Genomic DNA, 20,106 nt, shown 5'->3' with positions numbered 1-20,106 from the left:
GCCCTATTTATTGAAAGAAGGAAAGAGTCATGCAACTCAATCCCGCAGAAATTTCCGAACTGATCAAGAGCCGTATCGAAGGCCTTGGCGTCAGCGCCGACATCCGCAACCAGGGCACCGTGGTCTCGGTGACCGACGGCATCGTGCGCGTGCACGGCCTGTCGGACGCGATGCAAGGCGAAATGCTCGAGTTCCCGCCCACGGCTGACGGCACGCCGTCGTTCGGCCTGGCGCTGAACCTCGAGCGCGACTCGGTCGGCGCCGTGATTCTGGGCGAGTACGAGCACATCTCCGAAGGCGACACCGTGAAGTGCACGGGCCGCATCCTGGAAGTGCCCGTGGGCCCCGAGCTCATCGGCCGCGTGGTGAACGCACTGGGCCAGCCGATCGATGGCAAGGGTCCGATCAACGCCAAGATGACCGACGTGATCGAAAAGGTCGCTCCCGGCGTGATCGCACGCAAGTCCGTGGACCAGCCGATGCAGACCGGCCTGAAGTCGATCGACTCGATGGTGCCCGTCGGCCGTGGCCAGCGCGAGCTGATCATCGGCGACCGCCAGACCGGCAAGACCGCCGTGGCGATCGACGCGATCATCAACCAGAAGGGTCAGAACATGACCTGCGTCTACGTTGCGATCGGCCAGAAGGCTTCGTCGATCAAGAACGTGGTGCGCTCGCTGGAACAAGCCGGCGCGATGGACTACACCATCGTCGTGGCTGCTTCGGCCTCCGAATCGGCTGCCATGCAGTACGTGTCGGCCTACTCGGGCTGCACGATGGGCGAGTACTTCCGCGACCGCGGCCAGGACGCCCTGATCGTCTATGACGACCTGTCCAAGCAAGCCGTGGCCTACCGTCAGGTGTCGCTGCTGCTGCGCCGCCCGCCAGGCCGCGAGGCCTACCCCGGCGACGTGTTCTATCTCCACAGCCGTCTGCTCGAGCGCGCAGCCCGCGTGAACGCCGATTACGTCGAAGCCTTCACCAAGGGTGAAGTCAAGGGCAAGACCGGTTCGCTGACCGCACTGCCGATCATCGAAACGCAAGCCGGCGACGTGTCCGCCTTCGTTCCGACCAACGTGATCTCGATCACCGACGGCCAGATCTTCCTGGAAACCAGCCTGTTCAACGCCGGCATCCGCCCCGCCATCAACGCCGGTATCTCGGTGTCGCGCGTGGGTTCGTCGGCGCAGACCAACCTGATCAAGAACCAGTCGGGCGGTATCCGTACCGACCTGGCCCAGTACCGTGAACTGGCCGCGTTCGCGCAGTTCGCTTCCGACCTGGACGAAGCGACCCGCAAGCAACTCGACCGCGGTGCGCGCGTGACGGAACTGCTCAAGCAGACCCAGTACAGCCCGCTGCCGATCTCGCTGATGAATGCCACGCTGTTCGCAGTGAACAAGGGCTTCATGGACGACATCGAAGTCAAGAAGGTGCTCCCGTTCGAACACGGCTTCCACCAGCTCCTGAAGACCAGCCACGCTGCGCTGCTCGAGACCATGGAAAAGAACGGTGCCAAGTGGGATGCCAAGCCCGCCAAGCCGGACGACAGCGCAGAAAAGCAGGCCTTCAAGAAGGTGTGCCAGGACGCCGAAGCCGAACTGCTGGCCGCAGCCACCTCGTTCAAGAAGTCGTTCGCCTGAGCGACCTTTTGACCGACGCAAGAAGGAGCTCATATGGCAGCTGGTAAGGAAATCCGCGGCAAGATCAAATCGGTGGAGAACACCAAGAAGATCACCAAGGCCATGGAAATGGTCTCGGTTTCCAAGATGCGCAAGGCGCAAGAGCGCATGCGTGCCGCACGCCCCTACAGCGAGAAGATCCGCAACATTGCGGCGAACCTTGGCAAGGCGAATCCCGAGTACACGCACGCCTTCATGAAGAAGAACGACGCCAAGGCGATCGGCTTCATCATCGTGACGAGCGACAAGGGCCTGTGCGGTGGCTTGAACACCAACCTGCTGCGCGCCGTGACGACCAAGCTGCGCGAAGCGCAGGCCGCTGGCGTGGCCATCGAGTCGGTCGCCATCGGCAGCAAGGGCCTCGGCTTCCTGAACCGCATCGGCGCCCGCGTGGTGGCACACGTCACCCACCTGGGTGACACGCCGCATCTGGACAAGCTCATCGGTCCGGTCAAGACGCTGCTCGACGCTTACGCGGAAGGCAAGCTCTCGGCCGTGTACCTGTGCTACACGAAGTTCATCAACACGATCAAGCAGGAGCCGCTCGTCGAGCAGCTGCTGCCGCTGGCCGCTGACTCGCTGCAAGTCGAGGAAGGCCAGCATTCGTGGGATTACATCTACGAGCCCGATGCGCAAAGCGTGATCGACGAGCTGCTGGTTCGCTATGTGGAGTCGCTGGTCTACCAGGGCGTGGCAGAGAACATGGCGTCCGAGCATTCGGCGCGGATGGTGGCCATGAAGGCTGCCACCGACAACGCAGGCAACGTGATCAGCGAGCTGAAGCTGGTCTACAACAAGACCCGCCAGGCCGGTATCACCAAGGAGCTCTCGGAGATCGTTTCGGGCGCTGCGGCGGCCGCCGGTGTCTGAGCCCTTCGGACCTCAACAGATTTAAATTTTTATCGGAGCAGACATGGCTCAAGCAGAAGCAGTTCAAGGCAAGATCGTTCAGTGTATTGGCGCTGTGGTCGACGTGGAATTCCCGCGCGACAAGATGCCCAAGATCTACGACGCCCTCAAGTTCGAAGGCAGCGCACTGACGCTCGAAGTCCAGCAGCAGCTCGGCGACGGCGTGGTCCGCACGATTGCGCTGGGTTCTTCCGACGGCCTGCGCCGCGGCCTGATCGTGACCAACACGCAAGCCCCCATCACCGTGCCCGTGGGCAAGGCGACGCTGGGCCGCATCATGGACGTGCTGGGCGCGCCCATCGACGAGCGTGGTCCGGTCGACCAGACGCTGACCGCCTCCATCCACCGCAAGGCCCCCGCGTACGACGAACTGTCGCCGTCGCAAGACCTGCTGGAAACCGGCATCAAGGTGATCGACCTGGTGTGCCCGTTCGCCAAGGGCGGCAAGGTGGGCCTGTTCGGTGGTGCCGGCGTGGGCAAGACCGTGAACATGATGGAACTCATCAACAACATCGCCAAGGCCCACTCGGGTCTGTCGGTGTTCGCTGGTGTGGGCGAACGTACCCGTGAAGGCAACGACTTCTATCACGAGATGGCCGACTCCGGCGTCGTGAACCTCGAGAAGCTCGAAGACTCCAAGGTCGCCATGGTCTACGGCCAGATGAACGAGCCCCCGGGCAACCGTCTGCGCGTGGCCCTGACCGGCCTGACCATCGCCGAGTCGTTCCGCGACGAAGGCCGCGACGTGCTGTTCTTCGTGGACAACATCTACCGCTACACGCTGGCCGGTACCGAAGTGTCGGCACTGCTGGGCCGCATGCCTTCCGCCGTGGGCTACCAGCCGACGCTGGCCGAGGAAATGGGCCGTCTGCAAGAGCGGATCACGTCGACCAAGGTCGGCTCGATCACCTCGATCCAGGCCGTGTACGTCCCTGCCGACGACTTGACCGACCCGTCGCCCGCCACGACCTTCGCCCACTTGGACTCGACCGTGGTGCTGTCACGTGACATCGCTTCGCTCGGTATCTACCCCGCCGTGGACCCGCTGGACTCGACCTCGCGCCAGCTCGACCCGAACGTGGTCGGCGAAGAGCACTACAACGTGGCCCGCGCCGTGCAAGGCACGCTGCAGCGCTACAAGGAACTGCGCGACATCATCGCGATTCTGGGCATGGACGAACTGGCGCCCGACGACAAGCTCGCCGTGGCCCGCGCCCGCAAGATCCAGCGTTTCCTGTCGCAGCCGTTCCACGTGGCCGAAGTGTTCACGGGTTCGCCGGGCAAGTACGTGCCGCTGTCGGAAACCATCCGCGGCTTCAAGATGATCGTGAACGGCGAAGCCGACCACCTGCCGGAACAAGCGTTCTACATGGTCGGCACCATCGACGAAGCGTTCGAAAAAGCCAAGAAGGTCGCCTAAGGCGGCATAGGAACTCAGATGGCCAACACCATTCACGTCGATGTGGTCAGCGCGGAAGAGTCGATCTTCTCGGGCGAAGCCACGTTCGTCGCGCTGCCCGGTGAAGCCGGTGAGCTCGGCATCTATCCGCGTCACACGCCACTGATCACGCGCATCCGCCCGGGTGCCGTGCGCATCGAAACGGCCGACGGCGGCGAAGAGTTCGTCTTCGTGGCCGGTGGCATTCTCGAAGTGCAGCCCGACGCCGTCACCGTGCTGTCCGACACCGCGATCCGCGGCAAGGACCTCGACGACGAGAAGGCCAACCACGCCAAGGCGGCCGCCGAGGAAGCGCTGAAGAACGCGAAGAGCGACATCGACATCGCGATGGCGCAGTCGGAACTGGCCGTGATGGCCGCGCAGATCGCTGCGCTGCGCAAGTACCGCCAGAAGAAGTAAATCAACGCCTCTGCCTTCGGGCAGACGCAACGAGAAAGCCGCCTCCGGGCGGCTTTTTTTCGTCTGTCCCTGCCAGGACGAAGGTGTGTTCGATCTGAAATAGGTCGAAGTTCAGCCTTGCCCGGCTGAAGATGCCCTCCTAGTATTCGCCTTCGCCCGGCTGCCGATCACCCGATCGTTCGACCGGCGCCTTTCCAAAAAGAGCGGAGACAAACGCGTGGCACCCTGGAGCGGCATCACGACCGACGAAATGCGGTTGCTGGAATCGACCTTCTGGTCGGCCGGCGGCTCGCGCCATGCCATGGCCGAACAGCTCGGCTTCTCCAAGAGCAAGGCCAACGGCCTGATCGCCGGCCTCGTCGACCAGGGCCTGCTCGCCGAGGCCGGCCTGCAACGCTCCTCGGGCGGACGGCGCGCCGAAAACCTCCAGCTCAATGCCGAACTCGGCGTGCTCGTCGGCATCGACATCGGCGCCACCAGCCTCGACGTCGCGGTGCTGCGCCCCGACCTCACGGTGCTCGCCCAGCACGAAGAAGCCGCCGACGTGCGCGAAGGCCCGGCCGTGGTGCTGGCCCGTGTGCGCGTGCTGATGCGCGAACTGCTCGCGCGTTGCGGGCAGGGCGCACGCAACGTCCTGGGCATCGGCATCGGCGTGCCCGGCCCGGTCAACTTCGAGATCGGCCAGCTCGTGAACCCGCCGCTCATGCCGGCCTGGGACAGCTTCTCGATCCGCGACTACCTGCGCGAGGACTATGCCGCGCCGGTGTTCGTCGACAACGACGTCAACCTGATGGCGCTCGGCGAGCTGTGGCGGCTGCGGCGCTCGCTCTCCAATTTCCTCGTGATCAAGATCGGCACCGGCATCGGCTGCGGCATCGTCTGCCACGGCGAGGTGTACCGCGGCGCCGCCGGCTCGGCCGGCGACGTGGGCCACATCTGCGTCGATCAGGAAGGCCCGCGCTGCCACTGCGGCAACCTGGGCTGCGTCGAGGCGATGGCGGCCGGCCCCGCGATCACGCGCATGGCGATGCAGGCGGCCGAAGCCGGCGAAAGCGCGACGCTCGCCGAGTGCCTGCGCACGCGCGGGCGCATCGATGCCTTCGATGTGGGCCAGGCCAGCCGCGGCGGCGACCCGGCGGCCAACGCCATCATCCAGCGCGCGGGCAGCCTGATCGGCCAGATGCTCGCGTCGGTCGTCAACTTCTTCAATCCCTCGCACGTGTTCATCGGCGGCGGCATCACGCGCATCGGGCCGCTGTTTCTCGCGGCCGTGCGCCAGAGCGTCTACCAGCGCTCGCTCGCGCTGTCGACGCGGCACCTGGAGATCCAGTACACGCCGCTGGGCACGCAGGGTGGCCTCGTTGGCGCGGGCGTGCTGGCGATGCAGGAAACGCTCAAGGCCCGCGGGGTGGCGCCATGACGAACGCCGTCGAGACCAAGGGCAGCGTGGCCGTCGAGTTCGACGGCGTGGTGAAGGCCTTCGGCCCCGTGCAGGTGCTGCACGGTGTGAGCTTTGCGCTCGCGCCGGGGCGCGTGTACGGGCTGCTGGGCGAGAACGGCGCGGGCAAGTCCACGCTGATGAAGATCCTGTCGGGCTACGAGTCGCTGACCAGCGGCACCTTGCGCATCAACGGCCAGCCGCAGCAGTTCACGAGCTCGCGCGATGCCGAGGCACTGGGCATCGTGCTGATCCACCAGGAGTTCAACCTCGCCGAAGACCTCAGCGTGGCGCAGAACATCTTCCTGGGCCACGAGAAGAAAAAGGGCTGGCTGCTCGACGACGCCGCGATGGAGCGCGATGCCGCCGCCGCGCTCGCCGCCGTCGGCCTGGCCATCGACCCGCGCACCAAGGTGCGCCGCCTCATCGTCGCCGAGAAGCAGCTCGTCGAGATCGCGAAGGCCATCGCCCGCCGCGCGCGCCTGCTCGTCATGGACGAGCCCACCGCCACGCTCACGCCCGGCGAAACCGAGCGCCTGTTCAAGCTCATCGCGCAGCTGCGCGCCGACGGCGTGACCATCGTCTACATCTCGCACAAGCTCGACGAAGTGGAGCAGGTCACCGACGAGGTGATCGTGATGCGCGACGGGCGCTTCGTGGCGCGCGCACCGACGCCCGAGGTCTCGCGCCAGCAGATGGCCAACCTCATGGTGGGCCGCGAGTTGGCTGACCTGTACCCGCCGCGCGACCTCGTCGTGGCCGCCGACAAGCCCGCCCTGCGCGTGCGCAATTTCAGCGTGCCCGGCTGGGCGCAGGACGCGAGCTTCGAGGTGCGCCCCGGCGAGATCCTCGGCTTCGCGGGCCTCGTCGGCGCCGGCCGCACCGAGCTGTTCGAAGGCCTGCTCGGGCTGCGCCCGGCCAGCGGCACCGTCGAGATGCGTGGCGAGCCCGTGCCGCAGGGCAAGGGCTGGCGCAACCCGCGCGACGCGGCGAAACACGGCCTCACCTATCTCAGCGAAGACCGCAAGGGCAAGGGCCTGCACGTGCACTTCGGCCTGCGCCAGAACCTCACGCTGATGGCGCTCGAGCGCTACGCGCAGCCCTGGCTGAAGCCCGACGCGGAACGCGCGGCGCTCGGCGAGGCGGTGAAGGACTACGGCATCCGCACCGGCTCGCTCGACGTGCGCGCCTCGTCGCTGTCGGGCGGCAACCAGCAGAAGCTCGCGCTCGCCAAAGTGCTGCAGCCACAGCCCAAGGTGGTGGTGCTGGACGAGCCCACGCGCGGCGTGGACATCGGCGCCAAGCGCGACATCTATTTCCTGATCCAGCGACTCGCCCGCGAAGGCCTCGCGGTGATCGTCGTCTCGTCCGAACTGATGGAGCTGATCGGCCTGTGCCACCGCGTCGCGGTGATGCGCGCGGGCCGGCTCGTTGCCACGCTCGACGCGACCCACCTGACTGAAGAGGAGCTCATCGCTCATGCCACCGGAACTGCAGACACCTCCACCGCAGCCTGAAGCGGCCGTCACCGCGGCAGCAGCGCATCGCAGCGAGGCCAAGCCGCGCTGGACCGAGCGCCTGCACGGCCTCGGCCCGGTCATCGGCCTCGTGCTGCTGTGCATCGCGGGCACGCTGCTCAACGGCGACTTCGCCACCGTCGACAACGCGATGAACGTGCTCACGCGCACCGCCTTCATCGGCATCATCGCGGTGGGCATGTGCTTCGTGATCATCTCGGGCGGCATCGACCTGTCGGTCGGCTCGATGGCCGCGCTCATCGCGGGCAGCGTGATCATGTTCATCAACTGGGCCGGGCCCGCCTCGGGCTCGCCGCTGATGGCGGTGATGATGGGCGCGGTGCTCGCCGTGGTGCTCGGCGCGCTGTTCGGCCTGGCGCACGGCCTGCTCATCACCAAGGGACGCATCGAGCCCTTCATCGTGACGCTGGGCACGCTGGGCATCTTCCGCGCGTACCTCACGTACTTTGCCGACGGCGGCGCGCTCACGCTCGACAACGAGCTGTCCGATCTCTACGCGCCCGTGTACTACGCGAGCCTCGCGGGCATTCCCGTGCCGGTGTGGGTGTTCGTGATCGTCGCGATCATCGGCGGCGTCATCCTCAATCGCACCGCCTACGGGCGCTACGTGCAGGCCATCGGTTCCAACGAGCAGGTGGCACGCTACGCGGCCGTGGACGTCGACCGCGTGAAGATCCTCACCTACGTGTTGCTCGGCGTGTGCGTGGGCATTGCCACGCTGCTGTACGTGCCGCGCCTGGGCTCGGCCTCGCCGACCACGGGCCTGCTGTGGGAGCTCGAAGCGATCGCCGCGGTGATCGTCGGCGGCACCGCGTTGAAGGGCGGCGCGGGCAGCATCACCGGCACGGTGGTGGGCGCGATCCTGCTCTCGGTCATCAGCAACATCCTGAACCTCACCAGCATCATCAGCGTGTACCTCAACGCAGCCGTCCAGGGCTTCGTGATCATCGTCGTCGCGTTCCTGCAGCGCGGACGCCGCTAGTTTTTCGTTGTTCGTTCCGTTCCCGTTCCACCCACCCAAGAGGAGACATCCAGCATGACGACTTTCACCCGACGCCTCGCGCTCACGGCGGTTGCCACCGCAGCGTTCGCCGCCAGCCTGCCCGCGCTTGCCGCGGACAAGGTCAACCTCGGCGTGTCGATTCCCGCGGCCACGCACAGCTTCATGGGCGGCATCAACTACTGGGCCAACCAGGCGAAGAAGGACCTCGAGAAAGAGCACAAGGACCTGAAGATCACGATCAAGACCGCAGCCAACGCGCCCGAACAGGCCAACCAGCTGCAAGACCTGTCGACGGTCACCAAGATCAACGCGCTCGTCGTGTTCCCCTTTGAATCGGCCGCACTGACCAAGCCGGTCGCGCAGGTCAAGGCCAAGGGCGCGTACGTCACCGTGGTCGACCGCGGCCTCACCGACACCAGCGCACAAGATGCGTATGTGGCCGGCGACAACACGGCCTTCGGCAAGATCCCGGCCGAGTACATCGTCAAGCAGCTCGGCGGCAAGGGCAATGTGGTGGCGCTGCGCGGCATCGCCACCACGCTCGACAACGAGCGCATGGACGCCTTCAACGCCGTGCTCAAGGGCAGCCCCGACATCAAGCTGCTCGACGCCAAGTACGCCAACTGGAACCGCGACGACGCCTTCAAGGTCACGCAGGACTACCTGACGCGCTTCAAGCAGATCGACGCCATCTGGGCCGCCGACGACGACATGGCCGTGGGCGTGCTCAAGGCCATCGCGCAGGCCAAGCGCGACGACATCAAGATCGTGTTCGGCGGCGCGGGCGCCAAGGACATGGTCAAGACCATCATGGACGCCAAGGACAAGCGCATCACGGCCGACGTGAGCTACTCGCCCAAGTTCATCTACGACGCGATCAAGCTCACGGCCGAGGCGCGCCTGAAGGGCGAGAAGCTGCCGGCGACCACGATCATTCCGTCGGTGCTGATCACCAAAGAGAACGCCAAGGACTTCTACCACCCGAACTCGCCGTTCTAAGGTGACCGAGATCGCTTCACGTCCCCTGCGCTGCGCCATGGTCGGCGGCGGTCGCGACGCCTTCATCGGCGCCGTGCACCGCAAGGCCATGGCGCTCGATGGCCAGATCGCGTTGGTCGCCGGTGCGCTGTCGTCGAGCCCGGACAAGGCGCGCGCCTCGGGCCGCGACCTCGGCCTGGCCGACGACCGCAACCACGGCGACTGGCAGGCGCTGCTGGCCGACGAGCTGAAGCGCCCGGCCGATGAGCGCATCGACTTCGTCTCGATCGTCACGCCCAACCACGTGCACTATCCGGTGGCGCAAGCCTTCGCCGAGGCGGGCTTTCATGTGGTGTGCGACAAGCCGCTGGTGCACACGCGCGCGCAGGCCGATGCGCTGGTCGCCACCGTGGCCCGGCAGGGCACGGTGTTCGGCGTGACCTACAACTACACCGGCTACCCGATGGTGCGGCAGGCGCGCGAGATGGTGCGCACAGGCCAGATCGGCGAGGTCCGCAAGGTCGTCGTCGAATACAACCAGGGCTGGCTCGCCAGCCACGTCGAAGCCGCGGGCGGCAACAAGCAGGCCGACTGGCGCACCGACCCCGCGCGCAGCGGCGCGGCCGGTGCCATCGGCGACATCGGCTCGCACGCCGAGAACCTCGTCGCCACCGTCACGGGCCTGGAGATCGAGAGCCTGTGCGCCGACCTCGGCGCGCTGGTGCCGGGCCGCCTGCTCGACGACGACGGCAGCCTGCTGCTGCGCTTCAAAGGCGGCGCGCGCGGCGTACTGGTGGCCTCGCAGATCAACACCGGGCTGGAGAACGACCTGCGCCTGCGCGTCTCCGGCACGCTGGGCACGCTCGAATGGCGCCAGGAGCAGCCGAGCCAGCTCGTGCACCTGCCGCACGACGGCCCCCGGCGCGTGCTCACGCGCGGCGCGCCCTGGCTGTGCGAGTCGGCGCGGCGCGCGAGCCGCCTGCCGGCCGGCCATCCCGAAGGCTTCATCGAGGCATTCGCGAACGTCTATGCGGGCGTGGCGGCGGACATCCGCGCGCGGCTCGCGGGGCAGGTGGCCGATCCGCTGGCGGCGGACTATCCACGCGTGGAAGACGGGGCGCGCGGCGTGCGCTTCATCGAGCGCACGGTGGCGTCGGCTGGAAGCGAGCTGAAGTGGACGTCGTGGTGACGGCACGGCATCGAAAGTTTCGCAACTAGTTCACAAAATGTCACAATTTGAGCCGCGCCTTCTCAAAGGCGTGGCGGCGCTTCCGCGGGCGCAGGTTTAATCCCGTCAGTTCTGCCGTCCATAACAAACGAGGAGAAGAAGATGAGATGGAATCTGATGGCCGCCACCGCGGTGCTTGGCATTTTTCTGAGCGGGTGCGCGATCAAGCCGCAACAGCCGGTGCCCCTGGAAGCGGAGGCGCTGAGTTCGAAGGGTGCCCGGGTCGGCGTCGCGATGTCGGCGCTGCCCAAGGTCGACACCTACTTCCCCGGCGCAGGCTGCCTGCTTTGCTACGCGTTTGCCAGCGCATCCAACGCCTCGCTGACCAAGCACTCCGAGACCCTGGCGCACGACGACCTGGGGGCACTCAAGGAGGACGCAGCGACCGCGCTGCGCAAGAAGAACGTCGAGGTCGTCGTCATCAAGGAACCCATCGATCTCAAGTCGCTGCCCGACATCCGCACCGAGGTGCCCACAGCGTCGCGCAAGGACTTCGCCTCGCTGCGCACCAAGCATGCCATCGACAAGCTGTTGGTCATCGACATGCCCCTGGTCGGCTACGTGCGGACGTATTCGTCCTATGTGCCCACCAGCGACCCCAAGGCCGTCGTCACCGGCGCCGCCTACCTGGTCGACCTGAAGTCCAACACCTACCTCTGGTACCTGCCGATCGACGTCAGCCGCAGTGCAGGTGAGAAATGGGACGAGCCGCCCAAGTTCCCGGGCCTGACCAATGCCTACTTCCAGGTCGTGGAGGCCAGCCGCGACAGCGTGCTCAAGCCGCTCGGCAGCGCCGCGCTTCGTGCCGCGGGCGCGTCTGCCGCCACCGCACCCGACGGGCAGTAGGCCTGTGCGCGCGTCACCGAGCGCCCGGGCGCCGATCGCCGTGTGGCGGGCTGCCATCGCATGCGCCGTTCTGGGGGTTTCCAGCGTCTGTGCGCAGGAAGAGCCGGCGGCACCGCCGGCGTCTCTTGCGCCGCCGTCGGCCGTGGCCACGTCGCCGCGATGGGCGATCCAGTTGCCCACCACCGATCCCGTGGCCTTCAGGGGGCTGGAGAGTTTCGACAGTGCCGGCGTGGGCAGCGCGCCCATGGTGTACCCCGCGCCCAATGCCGCGGGCCTGCTGGCCGCGATCATCGTGCACGGCCTGATGAACGAATCCGCCAAGAACGCGCAGAAGACCAAGCTCCAGGAAGAGGCCGATCGCGTCCTGCTGCCCTACCGCCCGATGCTCTCGGCCTACACGCATGCCGAGCTGGCATCGAGCGTGCAGGCGCCTGCCGATTCGACCGGCGAGACGTGGTCTGTGCAGAGCGCGCCCGTGTTCGCGCTCACGCAGGATCAGGCCGCACTCGTGCTCGACAACGCCGTGAGCGTGCGGCGTGCGGGGACTCAGGGCGCGCCCGTCTACGAGAGCGTGATCCGCGTCGTGTCGTCGCCGCTCGACGAGCCCGACATCCTGGGGTACTGGCGTCGCGACAACGGTGCACCGCTGCGCCAGATGGCGGGGGCACTGATGCGAGAGTCCGTGGAGCTTGCCGTGTCCATGGCCGCGAAGACGATGCCAGGTGGCGCGACTCCTCAGAGAACCTTCCGCTACTTCGAAGGCAAGACGGAGAAGGTGGAGCGAGCGGCGCTGGTGTCGGAGCAGTGCTCGCGCCGGGTGTTGCTCACCCTGAGAGAGACGCTGATGTCTGTGCCGAGCGGTGCTGCTTCGGGCGCATGCCCGGCCACGGTGGTCACGTCGGAGGTGCGCTGAAGCGAATACAGTGGATGCACACGGGCGCACGCCTCTGCCATCCATGACCCTCGCCTCCTCCGAACCCGTCGCTGCGGGCACCCACCGTTGGCCCGCGGCCCTCTGGCAGCGCTGCCGGACGCTGTGGCTGCTCAAGCTCGCTGGCAACACCGTCGCCACGCTGGGCTTCTTCCCGCTGTACTTCTGGGTCATGCACAACGCCGGGCCCGCGTGGGTGCTGCCGCTCACGGCCGTCGACCGGCTGATCGCGTTCTGGCCGGCGATGTTGCCGGTGTACCTCACGCTGTGGGCCTACATCGCGCTGCCGGTGCTGCTGGCGAAGGACCGGCGCGAGCTGAACACCATCGCCATCGGCTGCGCGGTGATGACGGCGATCGCGCTGGCTGTGTTCTGGTGGATGCCGACGGCGATCCCGAACTTCGCGATCGATGCTGCACCGGGCTCGTCGCTGCACTTCCTCAAGACCTTCGATGCGGCGGGCAACGCCTTTCCTTCATTGCATGTGTCGTTCTCGGTCTTCGCCTGCATCGTGCTGGCGCGGCAGTTGCGCGAAGCCGGCGCGCCGGGCTGGCTGCGGCTGCTCAACCTCGTCTGGGCCGTGGCCATCGTGTACTCGACGATGGCCGTGCGCCAGCACGTGCTGATCGACGTGCTGGGTGGCCTCGGGCTGGGTCTGGCGATGGGCTTCGCGTTGCGCGAGCGCCCATCGGCGGCGCTGGCGCCGGTCGCGGCGTAGACCGATCGCGGTATTCCGCCGCGCGGGCACCGACGGTACAAAGCGGCATCGCTGTTCACCGAGCCCGCCATGACCTTTCGCCTGCTCTCCATCGCCGCTGCTGCTTGCCTCCTGGCCGGCCCCGCCTTCGCCATCGACTACCCGGCACGCAAGGCGGGCCTGTGGGAAATCCAGACCGGCGAGGGCGGCGCGGCCCCGGCCAAGACGCCGGGCCAGACGATCCAGCAATGCATCGACGCGGCCACCGACAAGGCAATGCGCGAGATGGGGCAGGGCATGGGCAAGGACATGTGTTCCAAGCAGGACCTGCGCCTCGAAGGCGTGAAGCTGGTCATCGACTCGGTCTGCAAGATCGGCCCCACCACCGCGACCTCGCGCGCCGTGATGACCGGCGACTTCAGCAGCGCCTACCGCGTCGAAAGCAAGTCGACCTACAGCCCGCCACTGATGGGCCGCACCGAAGGCACGAGCGTCGTCGACGCCAAATGGGTCGGCCCCTGCAAGCCGGGCCAGAAGCCGGGCGACATGGTCATGGGCAACGGCATGAAGATGAACATGCTCGACGCGATGGCGAAGATGCCGCCGCGCAAGTGAGCGCGGCCGGTGGTCGGATCAGCCCGCGCCGTTCGCCTTGACCCAGCGCACGATGTCGGCCGCGCCCATCGCGCCGGCCTGCCGCGCGACCTCGCGGCCACCCTTGAACAGGGCCAGCGTCGGGATGCTGCGGATGTTGAAGCGCGCGCCCAGCGCCTGCACGGCCTCGGTGTCGACCTTGGCCAGCCGCACCTGCGGTTCGAGCTGGGCCGCCGCCTGTTCGTAGGCCGGCGCCATCTGGCGGCACGGGCCGCACCAGGGCGCCCAGAAATCGACCAGCACGGGAATCTCGTTGCGCGCGATGTGGCGATCGAAGGTGGTCACGTCGGGCAGTGCGGTGGAGTGGCCGGTGAACAGCGGACGGTGGCAGCTGCCGCAGTCGGGCGCGCTGCCCAGTTGCGCCGTGCGCACGCGGTTGGTCGTGTGGCAGTGCGGGCAGACGATGTGCAGCGATTCGGATTCGGTCATGCCCGAAAAATAGGGCCATGTACACGGATTGCAAGGCACGGGCGCCGAGGGCGCCGGGCCTCAGAGCACCACAGGCGCGTCGGGCAGCTCGTTGGTGTCGGGCTGGTCGTCGGCCAGCGGGAAGTGGGCCATCAGCAGCGCCGACACCTCTTCCAGCGCCAGCGTGATGCCGTCCTCGAAGCGGCCTTCGCGGAAGGCCGTGCCCATGCGCTGCGTCATCGCGGCCCATTCGGCGCTGTCCACATGCGCGTCGATGCCGCGGTCGGCCACGATCTCGATGGCGTGCTCGGCCAGCAGCAGGTAGATCAGCACGCCGTTGTTGTGCGCGGTGTCCCACACGCGCAGCTTGCCGAACAGCATGACGGCGCGTTCGCGAGGCGACGCGTGGCGCCACAGGTAGGACATCGGCAGGCCGGCCTCGACGCAGATGCGGACTTCGCCGCTGTGGCGCCGCTCGCTCGCGGCCACGCGGCCGGCCAGGCGCTCCAGTGCATCGGCCGGCAGCACGCGGCGCACCGCGGCTTCGTCGGTCCAGCGATGCCGCCAGATGCGGCCCAGCTTCGAGAAGAGCGTGGGGTCTGCAGTAGCCATGTCGTTCACCAGTCTCCCGAGGCGCCGCCGCCGCCGAAATTGCCACCGCCGCCGGAGCTGAAACCGCCGCCGCCACCACCGCCGCCTCCGCCCCAGCCGCCGCCTCCACCACCGCTGCTCCAGCCGCCACCGCCGCCGCCTCCTCCTCGGCCGCCGCGACCAGGACCGAAGCCGGCGAGACCCGAGAACAGAGAGACCATGAGCGCGATCATTCCGGCGATCACCGCGATCACGGTGCTGGTCGTGAGGAAGAACGCGACCACGCCGATGCCGCCGCCCATGGCGACCGAGCCCAGCGTCTTGCCCAGGATGGCGCGCGCGATCGGCGCGCCGACGAAGACACCGACGAACAGGAAGATCGCGAGGTTCTCCCAGTCGAAGCCGTCGTTGCTGCTGCCGCTACTGCTGTTGCGCGAAGGCTCGGGCAGCGGCTCGCCGTCGACCAGGCCGATGAGTCGGTCCACCGCCGCGTTCAAGCCGCCCGCGAAGTCGTTGTTGCGAAAGCGCGGCTTCATCTCCTCGTCGATGATGCGCACGGCCGCGAGGTCGGGCACCGCGCCTTCGAGCGTCTTGGCCGTGGCGATGCGCATCTTGCGATCGTCCTTGGCGACGATGACCAGGAGGCCGTCGCCCACGCCCTTGCGGCCGATCTTCCAGGCGTCGCCGACGCGCTGCGCGTAGCTCGCGATGTCTTCGGGCGCCGTGGTCGGCACCATCAGCACCACGATCTGCGAGCCCTTGCGCTGCTCGAAGGCCGCGAGCTTGGTCTCGAGGCCCGAGCGCTGCGCGGCGTCGAGCGTGGCGGTCTGGTCGATCACGCGCGCCGTGAGCGCGGGGATCGGCAGCAGGCTTTGCGCCAGCGCGGGCAGGCCGGCCCAGGCGAGGGCTGCGATGAAGATCGCAGCCAGTGCGCGGTGGATCAGGGCAGCGGCCATCGGCGCCGCTTCTTACTTCTTCGGGGCGCTGAAATCGACCGTGGGCGGCGTCGAGATCTGGGCTTCGTTCTGCACCGAGAAGTTCGCCTTGGGCTTGTAGCTGAAGACCATGGCCGTGAGGTTGGTCGGGAAGCTGCGCGCGAGCACGTTGTACTCCTGCACGCTCTCGATGTAGCGGTTGCGCGCCACGGTGATGCGGTTCTCGGTGCCCTCGAGCGTCACGCGCAGGTCGCGGAAGGCCTGGTTGGCCTTGAGCTCGGGGTAGCGCTCCGACACCACCATCAGCCGCGACAGCGCCGACGAAAGCTCGCCCTGCGCCTGCTGGAATTTGTTGAAGGCTTCGGGGTTGTTGAGCGTCTCGGGCGTCACCTGGATCGAGGTGGCCTTGGCGCGCGCCTCGATCACCTTGGTGAGCGTGTCCTGCTCGAAGCTGGCCTCGCCCTTCACGGTGGCGACGATGTTCGGCACGAGGTCGGCACGCCGCTGGTACTGGTTGAGGACCTCGCTCCAGGCCGACTTGCTGGCCTCGTCGAGGGACTGGAACTGGTTGTAGCCGCATCCGCTGAGGGACAGGACGGCCGCGAGAATCAGGAACCAGCGCTTCATCATCATTTGCATTACCTCCGCAGAAGGAGGCCGAAGTTAGCATAGATGGGGTCATGGCCCTCGATCCCCTCCACGCCCTGCAAGCTGCGAACCGCGCGCTCCCACCGGCGGCCGCGCCGCCCACCGGCACGCTGCTGATCGCGGGTGCGACCGGCGCGCTCGGCCAGGAGCTGCTGCACCGGCTCGCGGGCCGCCACCGCTTCCAGCTCACGCGCGTGCTGGCGCGCGAGCCCATGCACGACGGGCTGCCCGGCGTCGAAAGTGTTCTGTGCCCGGCGCTGCCGATCGCGCAGTGGCCGCCGGTCGCGGCCGATGTCGCGGTGATCGCCTTCGACCCGCCGCGCCTGTACCACGGCCGCGAGCGCGCGCTGTGGCACCCCGAGCCCGCCGACCTGCCCGAACTGGCGCGCTGGCTGCGCGCCAGCGGCGTGCGCACGCTGGCCATCGTGCAGCCGCACGACCGCGGCCGGCTGCCCGAGGCGCTCAAGCGCGGGCTGGCCAGCCTCGACGAGCAGGCCGTGGTCGCCTGCGGCTTCGAGCGCCTGATCCTGCTGCGCTCGGCGCGCAAGCCGGCCGACGTGCGCCTGGCCAATGTGGGTGAGCGGCTGGCCGCCTGGATGCTGTCGATCATGCGGTTCATGGTGCCGGCCAACGAGCAGCCGGTGCGCGCGCCCAAGATGGCCGAGCTGGTCGACCTCGCGCTGCGCGTGGCGCCGCCGGGCGTGCACGTGGCCGCGCCCGAGATGGTGTGGCAGGCTGCGCAGGGCGCCACCGAGGCCGCGGCGCGCGCGTGGCTGATTCCCGCGTCCGTTACCGAAGCCCCCGCGGCCCGGTCACCTGCTGCCACATGGCCGTGACGCGGGCAGGGCAAAATCTGCCGTACCCCCTTCGCTCTCGCCCTTCACCGCCATGCCCAAGACCCCTTTCCGCGCCGCCGCGGCCATCGGCGGCACTGCCGACGATGTCGAGGCCGCCTTCTACGAAGCGCTGCAACGCGGCGATGTCGATGCGCTGATGGCCTGCTGGGCCGACGAGGACGAGGTGTTCTGTGTCCACCCGGGCGGCCCGCGGCTGGTGGGCGCGGTGGCGATCCGCGCGGCCTTCGAGCAGATGTTCGGCAACGGTGCGATCCATGCGACGCCGGCGCGCGTGCGCAAGATCGAGTCGCTCGCGAGCGCCGTGCACAACGTGCTGGAGCGCATCGAGGTGCTCACGGCCGAGGGGCCGCGCCACGCATTCGTGCTGGCCACCAACGTGTATCACAAGACCGCGCAGGGCTGGCGCCTGGTGGCGCACCACGCGAGCCCGGGCAGCGCGCGCGAGCCGGACGATGCGAACGATACGCCGCAGGTTCTTCACTGAGTCCTGCCCCGAGCGATGGCCTCTCCCTTTCCTTCGTCCTCTTTCTCTCCGACTTCTGCGTCGCCCGCTGCGCACGATGCGATGGGCTACATCGCGCCGCGCTGGCTGCCCGGCGGCAATCTCCAGACCATCTGGGCCGCGCTGTGGGCGCGCCGCTTCGACGGGCCGGCGCCGGTGTACCGCCGCGAGCGCTGGACCGCGCCGGACGGCGACTTCATCGACGTCGACTTCGCCGATGCGCCGCAGCCCGGCCCCCGACCGCTGCTGGTGCTGTTCCACGGGCTCGAGGGTTCGTCGCGCAGCCACTACGCCGAAGCCTTCGCGGCCTTTGCCGCGTCGCGTGGCATGGCCTTCGCGGTGCCGCACTTCCGCGGCTGCAGCGGCGAGCTGAACCTCGCGCCGCGCGCCTACCACTCGGGCGACCACGAAGAGATCGACTGGATCCTGCGACGCATGCACGCGCAGCACGTGGTGCAGGGCGGCGGCGGGCCGGTGCTGGCGGCCGGCGTCTCGCTGGGCGGCAATGCGCTGCTGTGTTGGGCCTGCGAGGCGGGCGACACCGCGCGCGCCTCGGTCGATGCGGTGGCATCGGTGTGTGCGCCGCTCGACCTCGCAGCGGGCGGCGAGGCGATCGGGCGCGGCTTCAACCGGCTGGTCTACACGCGCATGTTCCTCGCCACCATGAAGCCCAAGGCGCTGGCCAAGCTGGCGCAGTTCCCGGGCCTGTTCGACCGCGACCGGCTGATGGCGGCGCGCGATCTCTACGACTTCGACGACGTGTTCACGGCGCCGCTGCACGGCTTTCGCAACACCGACGACTACTGGGCGCGCGGCTCGTCCAAGCCGCTGCTGGGCGCGATCCGCGTGCCCGCGCTGGTGGTGAACGCCCGCAACGACCCCTTCATTCCGGCCCGCAGCCTGCCCGGGCCCAGCGAGGTCGGGTCGCACGTCACGTTGTGGCAGCCCGCGGGCGGCGGCCACGTGGGCTTTCCGCTCGGCCTGCCGCCGGGGCATGTGGGCGGGATGCCCGAGCGCGTGGGCGGGTGGCTGGCCCACCACCTCTCGTCGACGCAGGCGCAAAATACGGCCCATGGATGACATCGTCAAACAGGCGTTGGCCAAGTGGCCGAATGTGCCGCATTGCTACGGCTGGCTGGGCCTGGACGCGCGCGGCAACTGGTACATGCGCGACGACCGTACGCAGGCCCAGGGCCCGTTTCGCAGCGCCAAGGGCTCGATGCTCCGGCACGATAAGCTGATCGACTTCATTCACCGCAACTACGAGCACGACGCGGACGGCCAGTGGTTCTTCCAGAACGGGCCGCAGCGCGTGTACGTCGAGTTGGAGGCGGCGCCGCTGGTGTGGCGCGTGGCGCAGCAGGGCGAGAACGCGTTCACGGTCACGGCCCACACGGGCGCGCCGGCCGAGGTGACCGGCTGCCTGCTCGACGAGCAGGGCCGGCTCTATCTGGTTGCGCCGGCAGGGCTCGGGCTGGTGCACACGCAGGACGTGGGCATCGCCGCCGAAGCGATCGAGCAGGGACTCTGGACGCCGGAGGCGGTGCAGGCGGACGACCTGCCGGGGCGCTTCGGGCATGTGCTGAGCCCGGCAGAACATCATGCAGGTGCGGCTTGATAGCTACTGAAAAGATAGCATTCCGGATTGTCCGGACGTAAAAAAACCGGCCTGAGAGCCGGTTTTTTCATGGGCGCGAGGCGCCGTCGATTGCTTACTTGGCAGGTGCGCTGGCCGCAGCCGAAGCACCTTCGGCCGGCGCGGCAGCCGCTGCCGGACGGTCCGGCACCGGGAACTTGGCGCCGCCGGCGTTGGCCAGGTACACCACGGCACGGCCGATTTCGATGTCTTCAAAGTCGCCACCGCCCTGGGCGGGCATGGCGCCCTTGCCCTTGAGCGCGTGCTCGAGCAGGGTTGCGTAGCCCTGGCCGATGCGCGGGCCCCAGGCTGCGGCGTCGTTCAGGTGCGGGGCGCCGGGGATGCCGGGTGCGCCGTGGCAGGCCACGCACTGGGCCTTGAACACGGCATCGCCAGCGGCCAGCGGCCGGTTGGCGTCACGGATCTCGATGGAGCCGACCTTCTTCAGGCGCTCGGCCACTTCACGGTCGCGCGATTCCTTGGTCACGCCGTAGAGCGCCATGTTGTCGCCCTCCGCTGTACCGGCGGGCTTGGTGCCCGAGACCACATAGGACACGAGGCCCACGATGATCAGGATCGGAATGATGAAAGAGAAAAATACCGCGAGCAGCAGTTGCTTCGGGTTCTTGATCGGGCCGGTATGGGCTTCTTCTGTGGCCTGGTTGTGCGGGTCTGCGCTCATGGCGTCCTCAATAACGGGGGGCTCGTCGGGGGCTTTTTCTAACCAACCGGCGATTATAGAGAGGCCCTTTGCCCGCGCGGGCAAT

Annotated in this window: 22 protein-coding genes; 17 read left to right on the top strand and 5 right to left on the bottom strand. The window is 67.8% G+C overall.

Annotated features, from left to right (window positions below; genetic code table 11):
• The first annotated feature begins 29 nt into the window (after positions 1-29).
• The 13 genes from atpA to AC07OH_RS29510 all read left to right on the top strand — a co-directional run bounded on the left by atpA (position 30) and on the right by AC07OH_RS29510 (position 13,723).
• Positions 30-1,643, top strand: coding sequence for a F0F1 ATP synthase subunit alpha (gene atpA, locus AC07OH_RS29570; protein ID WP_095747008.1), 1,614 nt, complete (start codon positions 30-32; stop codon positions 1,641-1,643).
• A 33-nt stretch (positions 1,644-1,676) separates the two neighbouring features.
• Entirely contained in the window at positions 1,677-2,552 is an 876-nt protein-coding gene (gene atpG / locus AC07OH_RS29565; RefSeq protein ID WP_489062055.1) for a F0F1 ATP synthase subunit gamma, read from the top strand.
• Positions 2,553-2,595: 43 nt separating this feature from the next.
• Positions 2,596-4,011 carry a F0F1 ATP synthase subunit beta gene (atpD, locus tag AC07OH_RS29560; protein ID WP_062480184.1) on the top strand — a complete coding sequence of 472 codons (1,416 nt, stop codon included), beginning with the start codon at positions 2,596-2,598 and terminating at the stop codon, positions 4,009-4,011.
• Between the two features lie 18 nt (positions 4,012-4,029).
• Entirely contained in the window at positions 4,030-4,449 is a 420-nt protein-coding gene (locus tag AC07OH_RS29555; RefSeq protein WP_489062057.1) for a F0F1 ATP synthase subunit epsilon, read from the top strand.
• Between the two features lie 250 nt (positions 4,450-4,699).
• Positions 4,700-5,869: an ROK family protein gene (locus AC07OH_RS29550; protein ID WP_495303102.1), complete on the top strand. Its 1,170-nt coding sequence runs from the start codon at positions 4,700-4,702 to the stop codon at positions 5,867-5,869.
• Positions 5,866-7,404 (top strand): sugar ABC transporter ATP-binding protein, encoded by a 1,539-nt coding sequence (locus AC07OH_RS29545; RefSeq protein WP_495303067.1) that lies wholly within the window; start codon positions 5,866-5,868, stop codon positions 7,402-7,404. The genes AC07OH_RS29550 and AC07OH_RS29545 overlap by 4 nt, the downstream gene beginning before the upstream one ends.
• Entirely contained in the window at positions 7,367-8,407 is a 1,041-nt protein-coding gene (locus tag AC07OH_RS29540; protein WP_070063796.1) for an ABC transporter permease, read from the top strand. The genes AC07OH_RS29545 and AC07OH_RS29540 overlap by 38 nt, the downstream gene beginning before the upstream one ends.
• Before the next feature lie 54 nt (positions 8,408-8,461).
• Positions 8,462-9,427: a substrate-binding domain-containing protein gene (locus tag AC07OH_RS29535; protein WP_495303066.1), complete on the top strand. Its 966-nt coding sequence runs from the start codon at positions 8,462-8,464 to the stop codon at positions 9,425-9,427.
• A 37-nt stretch (positions 9,428-9,464) separates the two neighbouring features.
• Positions 9,465-10,595, top strand: a complete 1,131-nt coding sequence (locus AC07OH_RS29530; protein ID WP_495303101.1) for a Gfo/Idh/MocA family protein — start codon at positions 9,465-9,467, stop codon at positions 10,593-10,595.
• Between the two features lie 141 nt (positions 10,596-10,736).
• Complete coding sequence (locus tag AC07OH_RS29525; protein ID WP_495303065.1) at positions 10,737-11,480, top strand: hypothetical protein; 744 nt, start codon at positions 10,737-10,739, stop codon at positions 11,478-11,480.
• 172 nt (positions 11,481-11,652) lie between these two features.
• A complete protein-coding gene (locus AC07OH_RS29520) occupies positions 11,653-12,393 on the top strand; it encodes a hypothetical protein (protein ID WP_495303064.1) in 741 nt (246 codons plus the stop codon).
• Between the two features lie 43 nt (positions 12,394-12,436).
• Positions 12,437-13,129: a phosphatase PAP2 family protein gene (locus AC07OH_RS29515; protein WP_495303063.1), complete on the top strand. Its 693-nt coding sequence runs from the start codon at positions 12,437-12,439 to the stop codon at positions 13,127-13,129.
• A gap of 69 nt (positions 13,130-13,198) precedes the next feature.
• Positions 13,199-13,723, top strand: coding sequence for a DUF3617 domain-containing protein (locus AC07OH_RS29510; protein WP_495303062.1), 525 nt, complete (start codon positions 13,199-13,201; stop codon positions 13,721-13,723).
• Positions 13,724-13,741: 18 nt separating this feature from the next.
• On the opposite strand, the gene trxC is transcribed toward AC07OH_RS29510, so the two are convergent.
• From trxC to AC07OH_RS29490, 4 genes are read right to left on the bottom strand one after another with little or no spacing between them, the layout of a single operon-like run.
• Positions 13,742-14,191 carry a thioredoxin TrxC gene (gene trxC / locus AC07OH_RS29505; RefSeq protein ID WP_495303061.1) on the bottom strand — a complete coding sequence of 150 codons (450 nt, stop codon included), beginning with the start codon at positions 14,189-14,191 and terminating at the stop codon, positions 13,742-13,744.
• 60 nt (positions 14,192-14,251) lie between these two features.
• A complete protein-coding gene (locus AC07OH_RS29500; protein ID WP_495303060.1) occupies positions 14,252-14,782 on the bottom strand; it encodes a TPM domain-containing protein in 531 nt (176 codons plus the stop codon).
• Positions 14,783-14,787: 5 nt separating this feature from the next.
• On the bottom strand, positions 14,788-15,717 hold the full coding sequence (locus AC07OH_RS29495; RefSeq protein WP_495303059.1) for a TPM domain-containing protein: 930 nt from the start codon (positions 15,715-15,717) through the stop codon (positions 14,788-14,790).
• Positions 15,718-15,729: 12 nt separating this feature from the next.
• Positions 15,730-16,329: a LemA family protein gene (locus AC07OH_RS29490; RefSeq protein WP_180288586.1), complete on the bottom strand. Its 600-nt coding sequence runs from the start codon at positions 16,327-16,329 to the stop codon at positions 15,730-15,732.
• A 47-nt stretch (positions 16,330-16,376) separates the two neighbouring features.
• Here AC07OH_RS29490 and AC07OH_RS29485 point away from each other — a divergent pair, with 47 nt between their 5' ends.
• The 4 genes from AC07OH_RS29485 to AC07OH_RS29470 all read left to right on the top strand — a co-directional run bounded on the left by AC07OH_RS29485 (position 16,377) and on the right by AC07OH_RS29470 (position 19,321).
• Positions 16,377-17,180 carry a hypothetical protein gene (locus tag AC07OH_RS29485; protein WP_495303058.1) on the top strand — a complete coding sequence of 268 codons (804 nt, stop codon included), beginning with the start codon at positions 16,377-16,379 and terminating at the stop codon, positions 17,178-17,180.
• Between the two features lie 52 nt (positions 17,181-17,232).
• The gene (locus tag AC07OH_RS29480; protein ID WP_099793396.1) at positions 17,233-17,685 is read left to right on the top strand and encodes a YybH family protein; all 453 of its coding nucleotides are present in this window, start codon (positions 17,233-17,235) and stop codon (positions 17,683-17,685) included.
• 81 nt (positions 17,686-17,766) lie between these two features.
• The gene (locus tag AC07OH_RS29475; RefSeq protein ID WP_495303057.1) at positions 17,767-18,783 is read left to right on the top strand and encodes a YheT family hydrolase; all 1,017 of its coding nucleotides are present in this window, start codon (positions 17,767-17,769) and stop codon (positions 18,781-18,783) included.
• Positions 18,776-19,321: a DUF2946 family protein gene (locus AC07OH_RS29470; RefSeq protein ID WP_495303056.1), complete on the top strand. Its 546-nt coding sequence runs from the start codon at positions 18,776-18,778 to the stop codon at positions 19,319-19,321. The genes AC07OH_RS29475 and AC07OH_RS29470 overlap by 8 nt, the downstream gene beginning before the upstream one ends.
• Before the next feature lie 94 nt (positions 19,322-19,415).
• On the opposite strand, the gene AC07OH_RS29465 is transcribed toward AC07OH_RS29470, so the two are convergent.
• On the bottom strand, positions 19,416-20,021 hold the full coding sequence (locus AC07OH_RS29465; RefSeq protein WP_062481762.1) for a c-type cytochrome: 606 nt from the start codon (positions 20,019-20,021) through the stop codon (positions 19,416-19,418).
• Positions 20,022-20,106: the final 85 nt, after the last annotated feature.

This window comes from Variovorax sp. GW821-FHT10C12, assembly GCF_059415405.1.
Note: the sequence above shows the minus strand (reverse complement) of the source record. Positions and strands in the feature narration are given on the sequence as shown.